The sequence below is a fragment of the Petrotoga sp. 8T1HF07.NaAc.6.1 genome (assembly GCF_016772115.1).
GTDB classification, from domain to species: Bacteria; Thermotogota; Thermotogae; order Petrotogales; family Petrotogaceae; genus Petrotoga; species Petrotoga mobilis.
In genome coordinates this window covers 36,832-55,030 of the sequence record NZ_AUPG01000002.1, presented here as the reverse complement: position 1 = coordinate 55,030, position 18,199 = coordinate 36,832, and the positions used below count along the sequence as shown (strand labels likewise).

Below are 18,199 nucleotides of genomic sequence, written 5' to 3'. Positions count from 1 at the left end.
TTTACAAATTTGATTATATTAGATGTCCGTGAAAAAGATTAGTTAGATCATAATTCGAAGTCTTTGAAATGGTATCATATTTTTATTACTAACTGTTACTTGAAAGCGATACTTTCATCGAAAAAAATTCAAATAAGGAAACTATAAGAACGTTTAAAGATAATAAAATTTATGAAACATTAAACGTGCCTGTATCGTATGCAGGAATTATATCGATGATTATCTCTGGAGGAACTATTATTTCAACATTGTTCAGTGGAAAGTCTATTCATAAACTTGGTACTGGGAAACTAACTGCCATAAGCGAAAGAAAACAGATAACAAAAGCAAGGTGAATAGTAATCCTTGATTTATTTAATATCTTTGGAATAAATCAACAACTCATCACGTTTGTACCACCCTGTTTTTTCCCAAAATGTCTTGCCAATTTCGTTTTCACAATAAACAAATAAATGACATTTTATAATACTTTTTTCTTTTAAACTGTTTAAAACCAAGTTTACCAATTTTTCCCCTATCCCATTTCTTCTACACTTCTTATCAACCGCAAGATGGTAGAGATATCCTCTTCTTCCATCTTCGCCACATAGGATTGTACCAATAATTTTTCCATCATCTTCACATATATAATTTAAACCGGGGTTTTTCTTCAAAAATCTTTCAATATTTTCTTTTGTATCAGAGTTGCTTAAACCCATGCCTTCTGTTGTTCCCCATAATCTATACATCTGATCATAATCTTCTATTCTTGCTTCTCTGAATTTTATTCCCATTTTTCTTCCTCACCTAAAGAATTGATCAATTGCGTATGTAAGGTATACATATCCCGATAGTTTTGAATCATTTTTACGAAAAAATTATAATAACCTTCATATGTTTTAACTGAAGAGGTTTGGGGTTCAAAGCTCTTTCCCAACTTTATCATAACTTCCCCAGCTTGCTCAATATCCTTGTAAACTCCCAATTGTGAAAAAGCTACCATCGATTCACCTATCAATGTTGCATTTTCAGTCTTAGATTTGGTTACAGGGATGTTGAATATATCAGCTAAAATTTGAATCCACACATCGCTTTTGCTGCCTGAACCACCCACTGTCAATCTTTTTAAATTGACGTTATTTTCTTCTAAGGCTGTTTTTATCATATTCAGTCCATAGCCTACACCTTCATATATAGATCTTGCCATGTGACTTAAGTTGTGAAAAGTTTTTAATCCAAAAAAACTGCCCGTAGATAAACTGCCTATTCTTGGGTCTCTCTCTCCTGTTAGAAATGGAAAGCAAATAAGGCCTTCGGAACCCGCTTTAACTTTCGAAGCCTCTTCGTTTATTTGATCATAACTCATTCCGTTAGCTATATTATTTCTAAACCATTCCAAAACTACACCTGCGTTGTTCACCGCTCCTCCTATAGCCCACATACCAGGTAATAGAGCATAGGTTTGAAGCCTGTACTGCCCTGTTTTATCAAGTAATGGCTCATTATACGCGCTTCTAAACATTGCAGTGGTACCTAAATTACATACAGCGCTTTTTTTATAACCCCCCATTCCTAAAATCATCGCGCCACCATCATAGACTCCCAACATAATAGGAACTTCTTTTTCAAGGCCCATTTCTTTTGCTATTTCTTTTTTTACAGTATCCACTATTACATTCCCAGGAACAAGATCAGGCAATTGGTCTTTATCAATTCCCAATCTTTTTATTAGTTCTTCATCCCATTTTTGCGTTTTTATATCCAAAAGTTGTGTAACAGAAGCTAAACTTGGTTCTGTGTAACACTTACCTGTTAATTTGAATGTGAAGAAGCTTTTGATGTCCAAGAATTTATAGGTTTTGGCGAAAATTTCTGGCTTTTCTTTTTTCAGCCACAATATTCTGGCTATTGTATAATTAAAAGCAGGTGGGCAACCAGTCTTTTGGTATATTTCTTCAAAGGAAAATCTTTCTTCAACTTCATTCATTATGTTCTGTGATCTTGTGTCTAAGAGTGTTACCATATTCATCAAAGGATTCCCTTTTTTATCTATCGGTAGAAAACCGAATTGGTACCCAGAAAAAATTAATAATGAAATATCACCTTCGAAGTTTGTGATTATCTTCTTTGATATATCCAAAAAGTTTGCCCACAATTCTTGAGGATCGTGTTCTGCTGCCCCTTCCGCGGACTGAATTAAATTTATCTTTTTGACTTCTTGAGAGATAATGTCACCTTTTTCGTTTACAATTGCTACTTTCATGTTTGTCGTTCCTACATCGAGGACTAAAACATATTTCATAACCGAAAACCCCTTTTGTTGTTTTTCTTTTAATATCCAAAAAATTTTGAAAGATTTTTATTGTTGTAAGTCGCATTTAATCTGTGTTAGCGCCCCTTCGCTCCGCTGCCCACCCATAAGGTTTAAGGAAATATTTTTCGCTGCAGATCACCTTAAATTAATAACTTATTTTCTACCTTTGAATTGTGTTATAATTTTTTCTATAACTTCTGGGTTAACTATTTGTTCAGGAATTTCACCTTTCATCAACTTTTCTATATCTTCAACCATTTTTTCATCCATTTTTCTCAAAGAATACTTTCCATATCCACCTATATGAGGCAGTATGTACACATTAGGGTATTTCAATAATGGATTATTTGGGTTTATTGGTTCTTCTTCTAATACATCAAGCCCTGCAGCGGAAACTTTCTTTGATTCTAAAGCCTCTATAAAATCATTCTGGTTTATCAATTCTCCCCTTGCCGTATTAACTATTACAACCTCGTTTTTCATTAAGTCGAAAGCTTTTTTGTTTATAAAATGATAGTTCCCTTCATTTAAAGAAGCGTTCAGGCTTATTACATCGGATGTTTTTAAAAGTTCTTCAAAACTTACAGGTGTTACCCAAGTTTTTTCTATAACCTTGTCAGCTATATAAGGGTCATACGCTATTACTTTTGAGCCGAATCCCTCTTTTACTATCTCAGCCACACGGCTTCCAATGTTTCCATAACCAATTATTCCTACCGTCAATTTTGATAGTTCATCACCGACAAAATTTTTTCTATCTTGCCATTTATTTTCTGTAACCGCTTTATTTGCAGGAATAATTCGTCTCAGACATATGAGAATCAATGCAACCGCAAGTTCTGCAACGGAATCTCTTTCGTGGATACCAAGAACCCTTGTAACCATAACGCCATTTTCCGTGGCAGCTTTTATATCCACATTGTTGTATCCAATACCGTGGCGAGCGATTAGTTTTACATCTTTGTTGTATTGAAAAAATTCTGAAGTAAAATTTGGTGTGACGCTTGCTATAACAAACTTAAAACCTTTCAATTTGACTGCTAACTCTTTCGCCGGTATTTCAGGGTCCACCGTTATTCTTTCAACGATACCTATTTTCTTTAATCTTTGCATTAAATCAGGAAAATATATACCAAAAGTGCTGGAATTTACTATTGCGATGTTAGTAGTATCTTCAGCCACCTCTTTACCTCCCTTTTTTATATGTTGTGAATATCTTGCCATTCTGTGTGGAATATTCCCTCTTTGTCCCTTCTTTCGTATGTATGAGCCCCAAAATAATCTCTCTGTGCCTGAATCAAATTCGCGGGCAGCTCTTTTGAACTTAATCCATCAAAATAATCAAGAGCCGAACTTAGAGCAGAAATAGGTATACCCGCTTTTTTGATCTGGGAAACTACCTCTCTCAACTTTGGAATTTTCTCCTTAAAATCACTTTTGAATTCGTCAGAAATTATCAAATTTACTAAATTGGGATCATTTTTAAATGTTCTTTGGATTGGTTTTAAAAATGCGGATCTAATTATACACCCATCTTCCCAAATTCTTGCAACTTCTGATAAATCTAAATTATACGTATATTCTTTGGATGCAACTTGCAATAACTTCATACCTTCTGCGTAAGCAATTATCGTTGAAATATACAAAGCATCCCTTAGGGAATTTATAAAGCTTTCGTCTAAATTCATTTCGATGGGGGTTTCATATATCTCTCCAATCCTCATCCTTTCATCTTTTATTGAGGATAAGGTTCTTGCATTTAAGGCAGCGTTTATGGTGGGTATGGAAATATTCAAGTCTAAAGAGTCTTGAACACTCCATTTCCCTGTACCCTTCTGCTTTGCGCTATCTAGAATAATGTCAACAATTGGTTGACCAGTTTCTTCGTCTTTCCACTCTAAAATCTTATAAGTAATTTCCATCAAATAAGATTTGTGTTCTTCGTTCCATTCTTTAAATACTTCACTCATATCCAGAGGAGTCATTTTAAGCACTTTCCTCATAATATCGTATGTTTCTGCTATCAATTCCATGATGGCGTACTCTATCCCGTTGTGAACCATTTTTACATAATGACCACTTGATTTGGGACCAAGGTAAGTAACACATGGACCATCTTCTGTTTGAGCAGCAGTAGCTTCGAGTATATTTTTTACCTCTTCATATGCGGATTCATCTCCCCCTGGCATGATGGATGGGCCGTGTAATGCACCGTATTCCCCTCCACTTATACCGGTTCCTAAAAATTTTATTCCTTTTTTATGTAATTCTTCGTATCTCCTGTCTGTGTCTTTGTAATAAGAATTCCCTCCGTCTATGATTATATCTTCTTTATTCAAATAAGGCAAAAGTTCCTCGATTACATCATCAACTGGTTTACCAGCTTTAACCATCAAAATAATCTTTCTTGGTGTTTTTAATGAATTAACAAGTTCTTCAATGGAGTAAACACCTCGAATATTTTTGTTTTTTGCTCTTTCTTCAACAAATCTTTTAGTTTTTTCACTTGTTCTATTGTAAACAGATACCATGAAACCCTTCGACTCCATGTTTAAAGCGAGGTTCTGCCCCATCACCGCCATCCCTATAACCGCTATATCGCTCTTTTGATGATCCATTATATCAACTCCTTATTTTTTTATTAAATTGGCTTTCAGGCGTACAATTTGGCCTTGTACCTTTTACAAACAAAAATGAATATTATACACCACTGTATGCGGCGAAACCTCCATCTATTGGAACAACAACACCGTTAACAAACTCAGAACTATCGCTTATCAACCACATCACCGTAGAAATAAGATCTTTAGGTTCTCCGAATCTTCCCATAGGTGTGTGATCCAATATTTGATTTCCCCTTTGGGTTAAACTACCATCTTCATTGGTCAGCAAGAATCGATTCTGATTAGTTAACAGAAATCCTGGAGCTATCGCATTGACCCTTATCTTTTTTGAATAGTTGTGGTTCATATGAACCGCTAGCCATTGCGTAAAATTACTCACAGCAGCCTTAGCTGCAGAATAAGCAGGGATGTTCGTCAAAGGCCTAAATGCGTTCATCGATGAAATATTTATTATCTCTCCATAACCTTTTTCTGCAAAATATTCTCCAAACACTTGACTTGCCAAAAATGTTCCCAAGAAGTTCAAGTTAAAAACCCACTGTACTGCATCTTCCGGGAGTTCAAAAAAAGATTTTTCTTTACTTGTTGTTGCTTCGGGTTTGTTGCCACCCGCTCCGTTTATCAGTATATCTATTTTACCAAATGTTTTGAGAATTTCATCTTTTGCTCTTACTAAATCATTTTTTTGCAAGACGTTAGTTTTTATCGTTATGTGTTCAACACCTTTTTCTGCTAATTCATTACTTAACATAGACATAGCTTTTTCTGATAGATCCAATATCGCAATTTTCCCACCAGCTTCTCCCAAGGACCTAGCCATTTCAGAGCATAAAACACCGGCTCCACCTGTTATAGCTATTACTTTACCCTCCAGGTTAAAATAATCTTCGACTTTACTCACTTTGATCATCTCCTTTTAAAAATTCTTATTTATATTATACAATTAATTCGTTCTAAAATGAAATTAATTATTTATACAATAACCGCTTATAATTCTGCCTAATCGTCTCAAATTACTCTTAATCGTTGATAACTTAAAGAAATAATGTTGCAGCCATGGAAGACCATCCTTGGTTGAGTGATCCTCGAGCATAGATTGGACTATAGTATTCTACAGGGTTTATCCATCCTTTTTCCAAGGAGTATTCCCACCATCTACTTAAAGGATATCTATAATCCATACCTTCTCTTTTCTTAACCAAGGCATATATAGAGGACAAATAAGGCCAATCACTCCCGTTGTGGTACCTGTAAGGGAAAATACTTTTACTGAAAAGGTGTTTTTTTGATTTGAAAAATGGCCAAACGGACATAACCCCCCAATCTTCAAACTTTTGCTCTTTGTTATTCTTTGTTTCAAGCATTCTCTCCATAGCGTTTAAAGTTTTTCTTTTTTTGTCTTCATCTGCTATATCAAAAAGCAAAGCCAATATCGTGTCTATATTCAAGTGATCTTCCAAATAGTCGCCAATAAAATCATTAAAATACCCTTTTCCCTCGTTCCACATCTTTTTGTTGAAATTGTGTTTCATTATTTGATATTTTGCTCTTGTATCTTCTGCAATCTTTTTATCACCGATTAAATCATATATTGAAGAAGCTTCTTCGAAGGCTTTTATCTGAATCGCCAAATCGTAGGTAACACTTCCATTTCTGTACACATTATCCGCCCAATCGTTTGAATCAAAAGGTTTTTCAAATAATAAATCATTATCAGTATCCAAACTAACATACCTTTTAAGAATATTACCAATCTTATCCAGTACTGTGCCATCTGGAAATCGTTCTTTTAAAATACTCAAGTCTCCAGTATTATTAATATAATCAGACAAAAGTATTATGTAATACCCTCCAGAGTCATGATGGTTTGACCACCAATCTTTTTCGTACCTATAAAATTCTTTTGCCTTTTTGGGTAACATATTTCTTCTGCTTCTAATAAAAGCTAATTCCTCTTCACCTAATTTCATAACACCGCTTGGACAACTTCCATCTTCGTGAACACCTTCGGACAAAAATAAAATTTGGTTCTTAGCAAATTTTGGATCCACTTTCATTATCGGCTGGATAGTCCAAAAACTATCTCTAAAATATGTCCTATTCGGGAAAGAATAATTAACTCCAGCCGCTAAAGCTAGGTTTCCATCATAATCTTTTATAGAAGAAAAAGCCGTGTGCATTGTAAATAAAAACTCTGATTTTTCTAACTCACTTAAGTCTTTGTTTTGTACCAAACTGTTCAGATAATTAAGGTATTCTGTGTTCTTTTTTTCTAAATTATTTTCTTCTTTTCCAATAATAATTTCTATTTCGTTGTTCTCGTCAGATCTCAACACGAAGGCTACTTTTTCACCTTTTATTAGATCTCTTATTTCACCTTTTTTAATGATAATTTTAAAGTCATCAGCGAATGACAAACATTTATTTTCTACTTCCTGTTTGTAACTTATAGGAATTTCTATCTTATCGAAAAAAGGTAATTTGAATTCTTTTTTAAAAACAGGGGTGAAGGAGAACACTAAATTTTTTAAATTTTTAAATTTAACAAGGAAAGAATAAGCAGATGGGTCGCTCATAACAGTCATTTTTGATAAACCATTATTAGCTGACATACCATCAGGCCAAAATTTCACTCTTTGATTTGGGTAAAAGTTTAATCTTATTTTTGAGATTACCGTTCCATACTTGTTGGAAAAAACAGAAAAAGGCATGCAGTTTTTCAACAACATTGTGGAAGACCTGTTACTTATTATGTACTCTTTCGGAAATATTTGAAAATAAGTTAAGCTTCCATCTTCTTCAATCTTATAATACATAATATCCTTCCCCTTTTACCAAAGTTAGAGGATAAAATACTTCTACTGCTTTGTTTCTTCCCTCTAAAACATCGGCTGCTATGTATTTGTTCATCAAAGGTATGGGCTCTAAGACTTCCCTTTGAGATTCGTATAATCTTAAAACCTTGATTTTATCTTCCAAAAAATCAGTGATATCTACATGAAATTTAGATTGAGGAATCTTTGTGATGTCAGATATGAACATAAGAACGTTGGAACAATTGTAAGGTTCATTCTCTAAATCCTCTCTTTTGGTTCTGGCTAAAAATAAGGCATCTTTAGTACTTTCTCCCACTGCCTTGTGATCGGGGTGCTTGTCTTCAAAATAGTGTGTGAAAAGGATCTTGGGCCTATATTTTCGTATAAGATTTGCGATTAATGCTGCTAAATTATTAATTTCATCTAAATATCCGTCTTTCAGTCCTATCATTTCAAAATAATCAAGTTTCAAAGATTTTGCAGCATGTTCTGCCTCCAATTTTCTTACGTTGATATCGTTGTTTCTCCCTGCAGAGCCATCGGTTAAGATTATTCCACCACAACTCTTCCCTTCTTTTTTCAATCGAAGTATTGTTCCTCCTGCAAAAGCCTCATAATCATCAGGGTGGGCCCCTATGAAAAGTGCATCCACCATATTTTCTCCTCCCCTTTTTTCTTATTTTAAAGATCCCATTGTTATACCTTTTACAAAATACCTTTGAAAGGCTAAAAATACAATCATTACAGGAATCATCGAAAGTGTTGTCATTGCCAAAAGAGATCCCCATTGTACGGTATGCTCACCAGAGAATAATGCCAACCCAAGCTGAACCGTCATATATTTTGGGGAACTAACAACTAACAAAGGCCAAATATAATCGTTCCATCTCCAGGTAAATGATAACACAGCTAAGGCAGCTATTACAGGTTGAGATAACGGTATAATGATCCTCCAAAATATTTTTAATTCACTTGCCCCATCGATTTTCGCACTTTCTATCACCTCTGTAGGAATCGTTGACCTTATATACTGGGTTGCCAAAAAAACTCCTGTAGGCGTAGCCGCTGGTGGTATTATCAATCCCCAATAGGTGTTTATCCACCCAATACGGGCCAAAACAAAATATATTGAGATCATAATAACCTGCATTGGTATCATCAATGTTGATAAAAATAAAGTGAAGAAAAAGTTCTTTGATCTAAACTGAATTTTAGCTAAAGCGTACCCAGCCATTAGACTAATAATTATCGTGATAATTGTAGAGGTTATACTTACTATCGCAGAATTTTTAAAATAAGTCAGGATATCAGTATTTTGAATGACATTAATGTAGTTGCGAAAGGTAAATTCAGAGATCAATTTTGGTGGATACGCAAACAAATCTTTCTCTAATCTAAAACTCGATATAACTGTCCATATTATAGGAGTAACATATACAATTGCAAAAATGTACACAAGTAAATTTATGATAATTATTACAATTTTTTTGTTCGTCAAATTAATCTTCCCCCCTCATATACCTAAATTGTAGTAACGTCAGGCCAAGTAAAATAAAGAACATTACAACCGACATTGCAGAAGCCAACCCTAATTTGTAATCTTGAAAGCCTGCTTCATAAACTTTTTGAACCATAAACATAGTGGCGTTCCCTGGACCACCTTTTGTAAAAACATAAACTAGTTCGAAATTTCTTATAGCCATAATCGTTGAAAGGACCATTACCAACACAGAAGTTGGTTTTAATAGGGGAAAAGTAATATACCAAAACCTTTGCCATTTGTTTGCACCATCTATACTTGCTGCGTCGTATACTTCAATAGGAATAGATGTCAAAGCTGCATTGAACATAACCATGAAATATCCTGCAACATACCAGACATTAACCAATGTAACCCAAAAAAAGGCAAGATCTGGCTCTAATAACCACATTCTTGGTTCCATGCCAACCCTTTCTAAGATTATATTTAAAAAACCCGCATCGATATCCAAGAACCATTTCCAAGAAAGTGCAACAATCACGGGGGATAAAATCCAGGGCCAGTAGAAAAGGGCTCTGAGAATACTTTTACCTTTTACAATCTCCGAAGTAGTAAGAACGGACAGAAACAACGAAAAGAAAAAAACTAAAGGAACAAACATCGCTGTGAAGAGAAAAGTTCTTAATATACTTCTTAAAAAGGAAGAAGTGCTAAAATCGGAAAAAATCTTTACAAAGTTTTCAAAGCCAACAAAATTTGCGGATGTTCCCAACATACTATAATCTGTGAACGCCAGAAAAATCCCTGAAATCGCCGGAAAAATTACAAACAAAGTGAATATTATTAGATTAGGTAAGATGAAAAATAATCCCGTAACTTCATCACGATAACCTTTAGATACAGCCAAAAAGTATCCCTCCTTGTAGAAATAATCCGCATGCCCTATACAGACATGCGGATTATACGGAACGAATTATTTCAAGCCGGCTTCAACCCGAATTTGATCCGCGAGTTTCTTCATCGCTTCTTCAGGTGTTTGTTCGTGAGTGAGAACTGAAACAACCATATTAACTATCGAAGATACATTCCCTTGGATCACAGGAGATGTCTTTAAATTATACCAATCAAAATCTTGTCTCTTTTTTGCCGCTGGAGATGTGTTAAGCAAATCATTCATAGCTACTATGTTAGCTTCTTGGACCATTTTATCATCGTAAGTTACTTCTGTCATGTCTGATCTGTCAGGCAATAGATACAATGCAGAACTGATATCCGCAAGATTCTGTTTATTTGTTAAATAGAATGCTAATTCAACACCTTCTTCGGTTAATGGAACTATCAACTTACCACCAGAATAAGTGTATCTTTCTCTCTTCACAGGCATTGGAATTGCTCCCCACTCAAAATCCAATTGTTCTGCAAAGGTTGGAAGCATCCAGGTACCGGATAGATACATTGCAGAAAGCCCATTTTGGAAGTACTTTAAAGGGGCGTCACCAGAAATCCAAACGGCTTTCGGCATCAAATTCTCATCATGAATTTTCAAGAAAAATTCCATTGCTTCAATAGACTCTTTAGAATCTAAGATAATCTTTGTACCGGTTTCATCCCAATAGCCTCCACCATACGTGTACAGCAACCAGGAGAACCTCGATGGACTTCTATCCCAAACCAAAGGATAACGTACTCCAGCTTCTTTCAACTTTACCATGGCATCGTACCATTGGTCAATTGTCCAAACCCCATCTGTTGGGACTGTTATTCCTGCCATTTCGAATAATTCTTTATTATAAAAGAGGGCAAAAACGTCTGTGGTATATGGAATTGCTGGAATCATTCCTGCTTCTAAACTGTAAGTTTTAAACCAACTTTTATACACGGTAACTGTGTCCAACCAATCCATAGGTTCCATGCCTGTGTATTGTTTTACATAAGGGGTTATATCGATGGCATAATCTTGTAAATACACAACATCTGTTTCCCTTGCAACATCGGGGGGTGTCCCTCCTTGCAACATCATGATCATCTTAGTCTTCCAATCTGCGTAGGGTATTACCAACAGCTCTACATCTTTCCCTGTTTCTTCTTCATAAGAAGCAACTTGTTTTTGAAATACGGGCAGATCTGGTCCATCGATGAAAGTCGCAAATGTGATATCTTGCGAGAATCCAAAAATGGCTGATAAAATCATCATGCCGCTCACCAACAACATCGAAAATACTTTTTTCATACTAACCTACCTCCTTCAAAATGATTTGAATAACGAAATAGTTTCAGTATACATTTTCCCCTTCCAATCCTACTGTAACTTTTTTTAAGTACAATTCTATAGCTAAAATAGCAGCTCCTTCAACAATCGCATTTTCTTCACTTCTGTGAATTTTAACTTCATTAAAATTGGGATATGTTTTCTCCCATTCTTCTATTATCTTATCCATTTCTTCCTGGTGAGTACAATTCAAAACGATTTTGTCTGGTTGAAGGACGTAATAAATATTTCTTAAAAGTCGCACCCATTCTTTTATAACTTCATTTTTTTCAGAAGAATCTATGTACCTTTCCAAAGTTTGACCATTGGTAAGTATGCTTCCTAACTCGCCTGCTTGGCCTTTGCAACATACAACATTTCATCAAATATTAAGCCCATTCCTACCCCTTTTCCCCAATAAATACAAACTACATTCTTCACTTTTCTATCCGAATAAAATCTCTCTTTTATCGCTAAAAGGTTTGCATCATTTTCAAATGCAATTAATGTATTCGGAAACAATTTTTTCAAAGTTTTTACCAGAAACATAATATTAGAACCATTTATTCTTAAAGCGGAAGAATTAATAATTCCATCTTTTGAAACATACCCTGAGATTCCCACCACTACGGACAAGACATTCGTTTTGAACTTTTTTAATTCATCTTCTAACTGAACACAGAGTTCTGTTATAGAATCATAATAAGATAAAAACTTCTTTTTGGAATCTAAAAGTTCGTTTTTCAAATTATATATTCCATATATTATGAATTCATTTTCAATCTGAATTCCAAGTATTTTATATTCTTCATTGAGTTCTAAAATCTCAGCTTTTCTACCTAATTTGTTATCTTTCATTCCCGAAGTTAAAACCAGATTATTTAAATATGGTTCTAAATTTCTAGATACCGTGGGGGCACTAATTTTTAATTTTTTCGATATCTCAGCTTTTGTTGCTACTTTATGATTGTATATATAAGTTAGGATTTTATACCTGTTAATATTTCTAATCCCTTTCACATGATTATGTTCGGTTATAAGTGAACACCTCTTTGAACTAATTATTTTCTTACTGTAAGTAAATATATTGTACATGACTTATAAGTTTTTTCAAAATCCACTCAGAGACGATAAGAGTTGATTAAACCTTTTTATAACCAATTAAATCTAATTACATTCAATTTTCTCATGAGTTGTAAATCATTATACAAAATTTCAACTTATCTCTATTTTTTGATAAAATACTTTTATAGAATCTCTTATTAAAAAGGAATTAAAACGATGATAGATATAATTGCGATTTCTGACGAGGAAATATATTTAACAAATAAAGACAAAAAAAAGTTTGACTTACTTATTTGCGCTGGAGATCTTTCTCCGCAATACATTGATTACGTGATGAATGAATTCAAACCATCCTTAAGCTTGATGGTACATGGTAATCATGATAAAAAGTATTATAAGTTATATGAAGAGGAAAATAACTCTTTTTCAAAGATATACAAAGGGGTCTATGTTTTAAACCATGGGATAGTTAACTTAAAAAAATTCATCGGCAAAGACATAATAGTAGCGGGATTTTCCGGTGCTTTAGCTCATGGATATAGACCTTTTTATTTCAAAGAAAAGGATATTAATAAATTTAATAGAGAGGTACGTTTCAGTACAATCTTTAAAGGTAATAAGTACAAGCAAATCGATATAATGGTTACACACAATCCTCCTTACATAAAAAATACGATAAAAAAATACGGGCAATCTCATACCCTTTCAAGAGCTTTGGGGGAGTTTTATCTTAAAGCATTTCCAAAAATTTGGATATACGGCCATATTCATCCACGATACGACTTTCAAGAACTTGATTTTGAAATTAAATTTTTAAATAATGTATCTTATCTAATAAATGCGGTACCTTATAAATTAATAAAGTACGATGAAGAAAAGAAAGAAGTAATAGAAATTTATACTTATAAGATGATAAGTCCTAAGACCATTTTAATTTAGAAAGTAATTAATTCTTTTAAATAAAATTTTAATTATTTTTCTGTATTATAGAATTATTAATATAAGAATATATCCCTAAAAGGTTTTACTGTTTCTTGCAAAAATCTTTTTTATAATAAACTTTGATTTTGAACTTGGGGATTTTAAGGGGTTTACCCCTTAACGTGCCCACAAAAAAGGAGGCTAACCTAATGTATAGGACCTCAAGAAGTCTCAGCAGAAGCGAGTACGAAAAAGCTAATAGATTAGCAAAGAAAGACTTTTTGGCTAATATTTCAAAAGGGAAAGAAGGATATCTGCCGTGTTTAGAAGATATCATCCACAACGCTGAAATAATTAAGGAAGAAAAACTTGGTCTTATAGATATCCCTATAGAAAGGATCAAAGGAACGTACTACCATTCTCGTTCACTATCTTTTTCTGCAAATTTTTATCCCTTAATGAAAATTGACTCAGAATTTGCAAGTAAATGGATCAATTTGTATGAAGCTCATATATCTGAAGGAATAAGGGATCCTGTAACAGCCTACGAATATTTAAACTGGTTTTATATTGTTGAAGGGAACAAAAGGGTAAGCGTTTTGAAATATTCAGACGCTTTTTCAGTCCGTGGGGAAGTTACTAGATTGATTCCAAAATGGGATGAAAACAATCCTGAAATAAGGATCTACTATGAATTTTTAGATTTTTATAAAAAGACAAAAATTAATATAATCTGGTTCAACAAAGAGGGCAAATTCAAAGAACTTTACGAGTTAATCAAAGATTATAAGAAAAAAAGTGATTTTGTTGAGAATGAATATGATGAATTAGTCCATTCAGTATATCTTCTATTTAGAAAGCTATATAGGGAAATTGCTAAGGACACGATTTCGCTTACTGAAGAAGAGGCTTTTTTAGAATACCTAAAAAAATTTGGTTTGGAAAATGTTCCCACTATCGAAAGAGAAATGAGCGAACAAGTCAACGAATTAATAGAAGAACTAGAAGAACGTCTAGGTAAACCATCAGAACCTTTATTCAAATTACCTCAGATCTTCGCAGGGAAAACATTAAAAGTAGCTTTTCTATATAACACCTCAATAGAAGAGTCTGCATGGACATATTCCCATGAATTGGGAAGAAGGTACGTTCAAAAACGTTTAGGAAATGAAATAATAACAAAGTATTTTGAAAATATTTCTGATTTAAAAACGTATGAAAAAATATTGGAACAACTCGAAGAAGAAAAATTCGACCTAATATTTTCTACCAGTTTTGACTTCTTACAAAATCAGAACACAAAGGAACTTCAAAATGTTCGATTCATGTATTTTTCCGGATATCGTACTACAAAGAATATTAACACATATTTCGGTCGTATGTACGAACCAAGATTCCTCTCTGGAATGATAGCAGGTGCAATGACCACTAACAATAAAATAGGTTACGTTGCTTCCTACGGTATACCTGAAGTCATAATGGGAATAAATGCCTTTGCTTTAGGGGCAAAGGCTGTTAATCCAAAAGCAAAGATATTTGTTGGATGGACGAATACTTGGCGCAATATAGAATATGAAAGAGACACGTCAGAGTATTTGATAAATGAAATTGGAGTGGATGTTTTAACCCATCATCAAGATTCTCCGGAAGTTTGCAAAGTTGGAGAAGAATACGGCGTCTACACTATTGGTTACCATATTGACATGAAAGATTATGCTCCAAATACCCATTTAACCTCTGTTGTATGGAATTGGGGAGTTTACTACGAAAACATAATTAAAGATGTATTAAGAGGGTCAAATTTTTCTTTATTTAGATTGTTTTCTGGTTCAGAAAAGATTGAGAACTTTTGGGGTGGACTTAAGAGTGGAGTAGTTTGTTTGTCACCTATAAGCAAAATTGTTCCTTCTACTACAAAAAACCTTGTTTACACTGTGAAAACGGATATTATGGAAAATAGGTTTCACCCTTTCAGGGGGGGTATTTTTGATAAAGAAGGTAATATGAAAGTCTCGGAAGGCAAAGATATCTCAGACGAAGAACTAATGAAAATGGATTGGTTTGTGGACAACGTTTATTATTCTTAAAAATGGGTACTAAATTTTAAAAAAATTCCTTGGTTTTAAGCTTCCACTTTTTCTAACTTTTCTATCAATTCCAAAGTTATTTCTTTCATATTTTCCACCACTAAATCTGCTTTCGATAGATCCTGGTTGAGTGAGTTTGGGTTTTTAAAACCTATGCACTTCATTCCAGCAGCTTTTGCCGCTTTAACACCATTTTTTGAGTCTTCTATAACTACACATTCTTCTGGTTTAACTTTTAACAAGCCAGCTGTATATATAAAAATATCAGGTTTAGGTTTACCACGAGCAACGTATTCTGAACTCACCACCACTTCAAAATACTTCTCAATGTCAAGCATGCAAAGAACTTCTTTGATCAATCTCATCGGCGAGGAAGAGGCCAACGCTATTTTATAATTGTTTTCTTTCAGTGTCTGTAATAGCTCTATTACACCTTCTATTGGCTCTTTAACCCCTTCTTTTAATAATTCCAAATTCTCTAAGTTTTGTTTTTCAAGTAATTCTTCAACACTTTGTTGTAGATTGTATTCATTTTTTAAGTCTTGCCACATCTCTTGGTTGCTTACACCGATATAATTACTATATGAACTTCTATTAATTGGGATTCCCAGTTCTTCAAAAATTCTTTTATTTGCACTATAATGGATGGGTTCACTGTCAATAATGACCCCATCCATATCAAAAATAATGGCTCTTAACATTATTACCTCCTAGCTTTTACACAGGTTGATAATTAACATGATTCACAACATCTATTTTAAGAAATTCATTTATCTCTTTTTCGCCCCCAATATATTCCTTTAACTCTTCAAGGTCTTTACTCATAAGCTTTTTGAATTCTTCCCCATAAATTGTTTCATTTTTAAAAATATAAGAAGCTAGAAGATCAAGCCTCTCTCTATTTTGCTTAAGAAGTTCGAGAGCTTTATCGTACATAGAATTAATTATTTTCTTGACTTCAACGTCAAGTTCTTTAGCGGTTTCTTCCGAATAATTTCTTTGTTTTGTCAACTCACTCCCCAAAAATATTTCTTCCTCTTCTCCTTCCCAATACACAGGGCCCATTCTTTTGGACATTCCTAACCTATAAATCATGGATTTTGCATAATCTGTAGCTTTTCTCAGATCATCTTTAGCCCCGGTAGTAGCAAAATTAAATACTAATTTCTCGCTAGCTCTCCCTCCAAGGGCTACAACGATCCTATCAAGTATTTCAGATTTTTTAATTAAATATTTGTCTTTTTCAGGAATTTGTAAAGTAGAACCTAACGAACCTGCACCCCTAGGAATTATAGTAATCTTGTAAACAGGGTCGGTATTAGGCAATAAATATGCCAATACAGCATGTCCCAACTCATGATACGATAGAATCTTCTTTTCTTTATCGGATATTATCCTGTACTTTTTTGATGGACCGGTTAGCACCCTATCAATAGCCTCTTCAAAATCACTCATCTCGACTTGGTTTTTTTTCTTTCTTGAGGCTATTAAAGCAGCTTCATTAACTAGGTTTTCTAAATCAGCTCCAACGAAGCCCGGTGTCCTTTTGGCTAACAATTTTAAATCAACATCAGGGGCTATTTTCTTTTTTCGTGTATGTATCTTTAAAATTTCTTCTCTTCCTTTTACATCTGGAGGACCTACCATTATTTTTTTATCAAACCTACCTGGTCTAAGCAATGCTTTATCAAGAACATCAGGCCTATTGGTAGCAGCCATGACAACAACCCCTGTCGACGTGTCAAAACCATCGAGTTCCACTAACAAGGCATTGAGAGTTTGTTCTCTCTCATCGTTCCCTCCACCAAGCCCAGCTCCTCTTTGTCTACCTACTGCGTCTAATTCATCGATAAATATTATTGCAGGAGCATTTTCTTTAGCTGTTTTAAAAAGGTCTCTAACTCGCGATGCACCAACCCCTACAAAAAGTTCGACAAAATCAGATCCACTTGCATAATAAAAAGGTACATCTGCTTCTCCGGCTATAGCCCTTGCTGTCAAAGTTTTACCAGTTCCCGGAGGGCCTACCAACAAAGTTCCTTTAGGCATTCTTGCACCCAATTCTTGAAATTCTTGAGGGTTTTTCAAAAATTTTACAATATCCTCGATTTCGTCCAAAACTTCATCGATTCCTGCCACATCTTTAAAAGTAACTTTTTCCCCGATAGGTTCATACTTTTTTGCCCCACTCTTTCCAAAGTTCATACTGCTTCTAGCTCCTGCGGGAGCCGAACGATACAACCAAAAAAAGAAAAGAACCATTACTACTATTGGAATTATGTTTATCAATAAACCAAACCACCACTTTGATCCTACACTTTCAACATACTCTACCTTTATACCTTTTTGAATTAAACTATTCACATACTGTTTATCGATTACTAAAGCTGGCGAAAAAGATTCATAAGTAGTACCGTCTTTGCTAAGTATTTCCACGTTTCCATTTTGGTTTATTTTCATGGATTCAACCTGGCCATCATTGATCAAACTCAACATTTCTGAATAGGATATTATAGGATTATTTTCCCAATTCAAAGAAATGAGAGCCCCAATAAAAATAATCGCAAATATAATATAAACCCAAATTATGTTGGAAAACTTTACTTTCTTTTTTTCTTCTTTGGTGTTTTTATTTTCTTTATCGTTTTTATTTTCAGGCATTTAT

The 18,199-nt window shown here is 34.1% G+C and carries 16 protein-coding genes and 1 pseudogene; 3 read left to right on the top strand and 14 right to left on the bottom strand.

The annotated features are described in order from the left end of the window. Nucleotides 1–167: 167 nt before the first annotated feature. Nucleotides 168–305: pseudogene (locus tag NAAC61_RS11280) on the top strand (MFS transporter); the annotation flags it as partial. Between the two features lie 45 nt (nucleotides 306–350). On the opposite strand, the gene NAAC61_RS01720 reads toward NAAC61_RS11280, so the two are convergent. From NAAC61_RS01720 to NAAC61_RS01665, 12 genes are all read right to left on the bottom strand, one after another. Further along, nucleotides 351–773 carry a GNAT family N-acetyltransferase gene (locus NAAC61_RS01720; RefSeq protein ID WP_202695117.1) on the bottom strand — a complete coding sequence of 141 codons (423 nt, stop codon included), beginning with the start codon at nucleotides 771–773 and terminating at the stop codon, nucleotides 351–353. Next, on the bottom strand, nucleotides 764–2,281 hold the full coding sequence (locus NAAC61_RS01715) for a gluconokinase (protein WP_202695115.1): 1,518 nt from the start codon (nucleotides 2,279–2,281) through the stop codon (nucleotides 764–766). The genes NAAC61_RS01720 and NAAC61_RS01715 overlap by 10 nt, the downstream gene beginning before the upstream one ends. Nucleotides 2,282–2,446: 165 nt before the next feature. After that, the gene (locus NAAC61_RS01710) at nucleotides 2,447–3,475 is read right to left on the bottom strand and encodes an NAD(P)-dependent oxidoreductase (protein ID WP_202695113.1); all 1,029 of its coding nucleotides are present in this window, start codon (nucleotides 3,473–3,475) and stop codon (nucleotides 2,447–2,449) included. A gap of 17 nt (nucleotides 3,476–3,492) precedes the next feature. Beyond that, nucleotides 3,493–4,911, bottom strand: coding sequence for an NADP-dependent phosphogluconate dehydrogenase (gndA, locus tag NAAC61_RS01705; protein ID WP_202695111.1), 1,419 nt, complete (start codon nucleotides 4,909–4,911; stop codon nucleotides 3,493–3,495). A gap of 82 nt (nucleotides 4,912–4,993) precedes the next feature. Next, entirely contained in the window at nucleotides 4,994–5,827 is an 834-nt protein-coding gene (locus NAAC61_RS01700) for an SDR family oxidoreductase (RefSeq protein WP_202695109.1), read from the bottom strand. Between the two features lie 124 nt (nucleotides 5,828–5,951). Then, nucleotides 5,952–7,733 (bottom strand): amylo-alpha-1,6-glucosidase, encoded by a 1,782-nt coding sequence (locus tag NAAC61_RS01695; protein ID WP_202695107.1) that lies wholly within the window; start codon nucleotides 7,731–7,733, stop codon nucleotides 5,952–5,954. Continuing rightward, nucleotides 7,723–8,388, bottom strand: a complete 666-nt coding sequence (locus NAAC61_RS01690; protein ID WP_202695105.1) for a PIG-L deacetylase family protein — start codon at nucleotides 8,386–8,388, stop codon at nucleotides 7,723–7,725. The genes NAAC61_RS01695 and NAAC61_RS01690 overlap by 11 nt, the downstream gene beginning before the upstream one ends. A gap of 21 nt (nucleotides 8,389–8,409) precedes the next feature. After that, complete coding sequence (locus NAAC61_RS01685) at nucleotides 8,410–9,231, bottom strand: carbohydrate ABC transporter permease (RefSeq protein WP_202695103.1); 822 nt, start codon at nucleotides 9,229–9,231, stop codon at nucleotides 8,410–8,412. A gap of 1 nt (nucleotide 9,232) precedes the next feature. Continuing rightward, the gene (locus NAAC61_RS01680) at nucleotides 9,233–10,120 is read right to left on the bottom strand and encodes a carbohydrate ABC transporter permease (protein WP_202695101.1); all 888 of its coding nucleotides are present in this window, start codon (nucleotides 10,118–10,120) and stop codon (nucleotides 9,233–9,235) included. A 66-nt stretch (nucleotides 10,121–10,186) separates the two neighbouring features. Continuing rightward, a complete protein-coding gene (locus NAAC61_RS01675; RefSeq protein WP_202695099.1) occupies nucleotides 10,187–11,443 on the bottom strand; it encodes an ABC transporter substrate-binding protein in 1,257 nt (418 codons plus the stop codon). Nucleotides 11,444–11,486: 43 nt separating this feature from the next. Continuing rightward, nucleotides 11,487–11,777: a hypothetical protein gene (locus NAAC61_RS01670; protein ID WP_202695096.1), complete on the bottom strand. Its 291-nt coding sequence runs from the start codon at nucleotides 11,775–11,777 to the stop codon at nucleotides 11,487–11,489. Nucleotides 11,778–11,803: 26 nt separating this feature from the next. Next, nucleotides 11,804–12,481 (bottom strand): ROK family protein, encoded by a 678-nt coding sequence (locus tag NAAC61_RS01665; protein WP_202695094.1) that lies wholly within the window; start codon nucleotides 12,479–12,481, stop codon nucleotides 11,804–11,806. A 261-nt stretch (nucleotides 12,482–12,742) separates the two neighbouring features. Between NAAC61_RS01665 and NAAC61_RS01660 the strand changes: the two genes are divergently transcribed. Both NAAC61_RS01660 and NAAC61_RS01655 read left to right on the top strand, forming a co-directional pair. Further along, nucleotides 12,743–13,465, top strand: a complete 723-nt coding sequence (locus NAAC61_RS01660; RefSeq protein ID WP_202695092.1) for a metallophosphoesterase family protein — start codon at nucleotides 12,743–12,745, stop codon at nucleotides 13,463–13,465. A gap of 191 nt (nucleotides 13,466–13,656) precedes the next feature. Beyond that, the gene (locus NAAC61_RS01655) at nucleotides 13,657–15,534 is read left to right on the top strand and encodes a BMP family ABC transporter substrate-binding protein (protein WP_202695090.1); all 1,878 of its coding nucleotides are present in this window, start codon (nucleotides 13,657–13,659) and stop codon (nucleotides 15,532–15,534) included. 35 nt (nucleotides 15,535–15,569) lie between these two features. Here the strand turns inward: NAAC61_RS01655 and NAAC61_RS01650 are convergent, their stop codons facing one another. Beyond that, nucleotides 15,570–16,235, bottom strand: a complete 666-nt coding sequence (locus tag NAAC61_RS01650; protein ID WP_012208292.1) for an HAD family hydrolase — start codon at nucleotides 16,233–16,235, stop codon at nucleotides 15,570–15,572. 16 nt (nucleotides 16,236–16,251) lie between these two features. Beyond that, a complete protein-coding gene (gene ftsH / locus NAAC61_RS01645; protein ID WP_103064595.1) occupies nucleotides 16,252–18,195 on the bottom strand; it encodes an ATP-dependent zinc metalloprotease FtsH in 1,944 nt (647 codons plus the stop codon). Between the last annotated feature and the right edge of the window lie 4 nt (nucleotides 18,196–18,199).

Bases quoted from the DNA above. Each gene is read 5' to 3' on its own strand.
- NAAC61_RS01720 (WP_202695117.1), bottom strand. From the start codon at position 773: ATGGGAATAAAATTCAGAGAAGCAAGAATAGAAGATTATGATCAGATG.
- NAAC61_RS01715 (WP_202695115.1), bottom strand. From the start codon at position 2,281: ATGAAATATGTTTTAGTCCTCGATGTAGGAACGACAAACATGAAAGTA.
- gndA (WP_202695111.1), bottom strand. From the start codon at position 4,911: ATGGATCATCAAAAGAGCGATATAGCGGTTATAGGGATGGCGGTGATG.
- NAAC61_RS01700 (WP_202695109.1), bottom strand. From the start codon at position 5,827: ATGATCAAAGTGAGTAAAGTCGAAGATTATTTTAACCTGGAGGGTAAA.
- NAAC61_RS01695 (WP_202695107.1), bottom strand. From the start codon at position 7,733: ATGTATTATAAGATTGAAGAAGATGGAAGCTTAACTTATTTTCAAATA.
- NAAC61_RS01690 (WP_202695105.1), bottom strand. From the start codon at position 8,388: ATGGTGGATGCACTTTTCATAGGGGCCCACCCTGATGATTATGAGGCT.
- NAAC61_RS01675 (WP_202695099.1), bottom strand. From the start codon at position 11,443: ATGAAAAAAGTATTTTCGATGTTGTTGGTGAGCGGCATGATGATTTTA.
- NAAC61_RS01660 (WP_202695092.1), top strand. From the start codon at position 12,743: ATGATAGATATAATTGCGATTTCTGACGAGGAAATATATTTAACAAAT.
- NAAC61_RS01655 (WP_202695090.1), top strand. From the start codon at position 13,657: ATGTATAGGACCTCAAGAAGTCTCAGCAGAAGCGAGTACGAAAAAGCT.
- NAAC61_RS01650 (WP_012208292.1), bottom strand. From the start codon at position 16,235: ATGTTAAGAGCCATTATTTTTGATATGGATGGGGTCATTATTGACAGT.
- ftsH (WP_103064595.1), bottom strand. From the start codon at position 18,195: ATGCCTGAAAATAAAAACGATAAAGAAAATAAAAACACCAAAGAAGAA.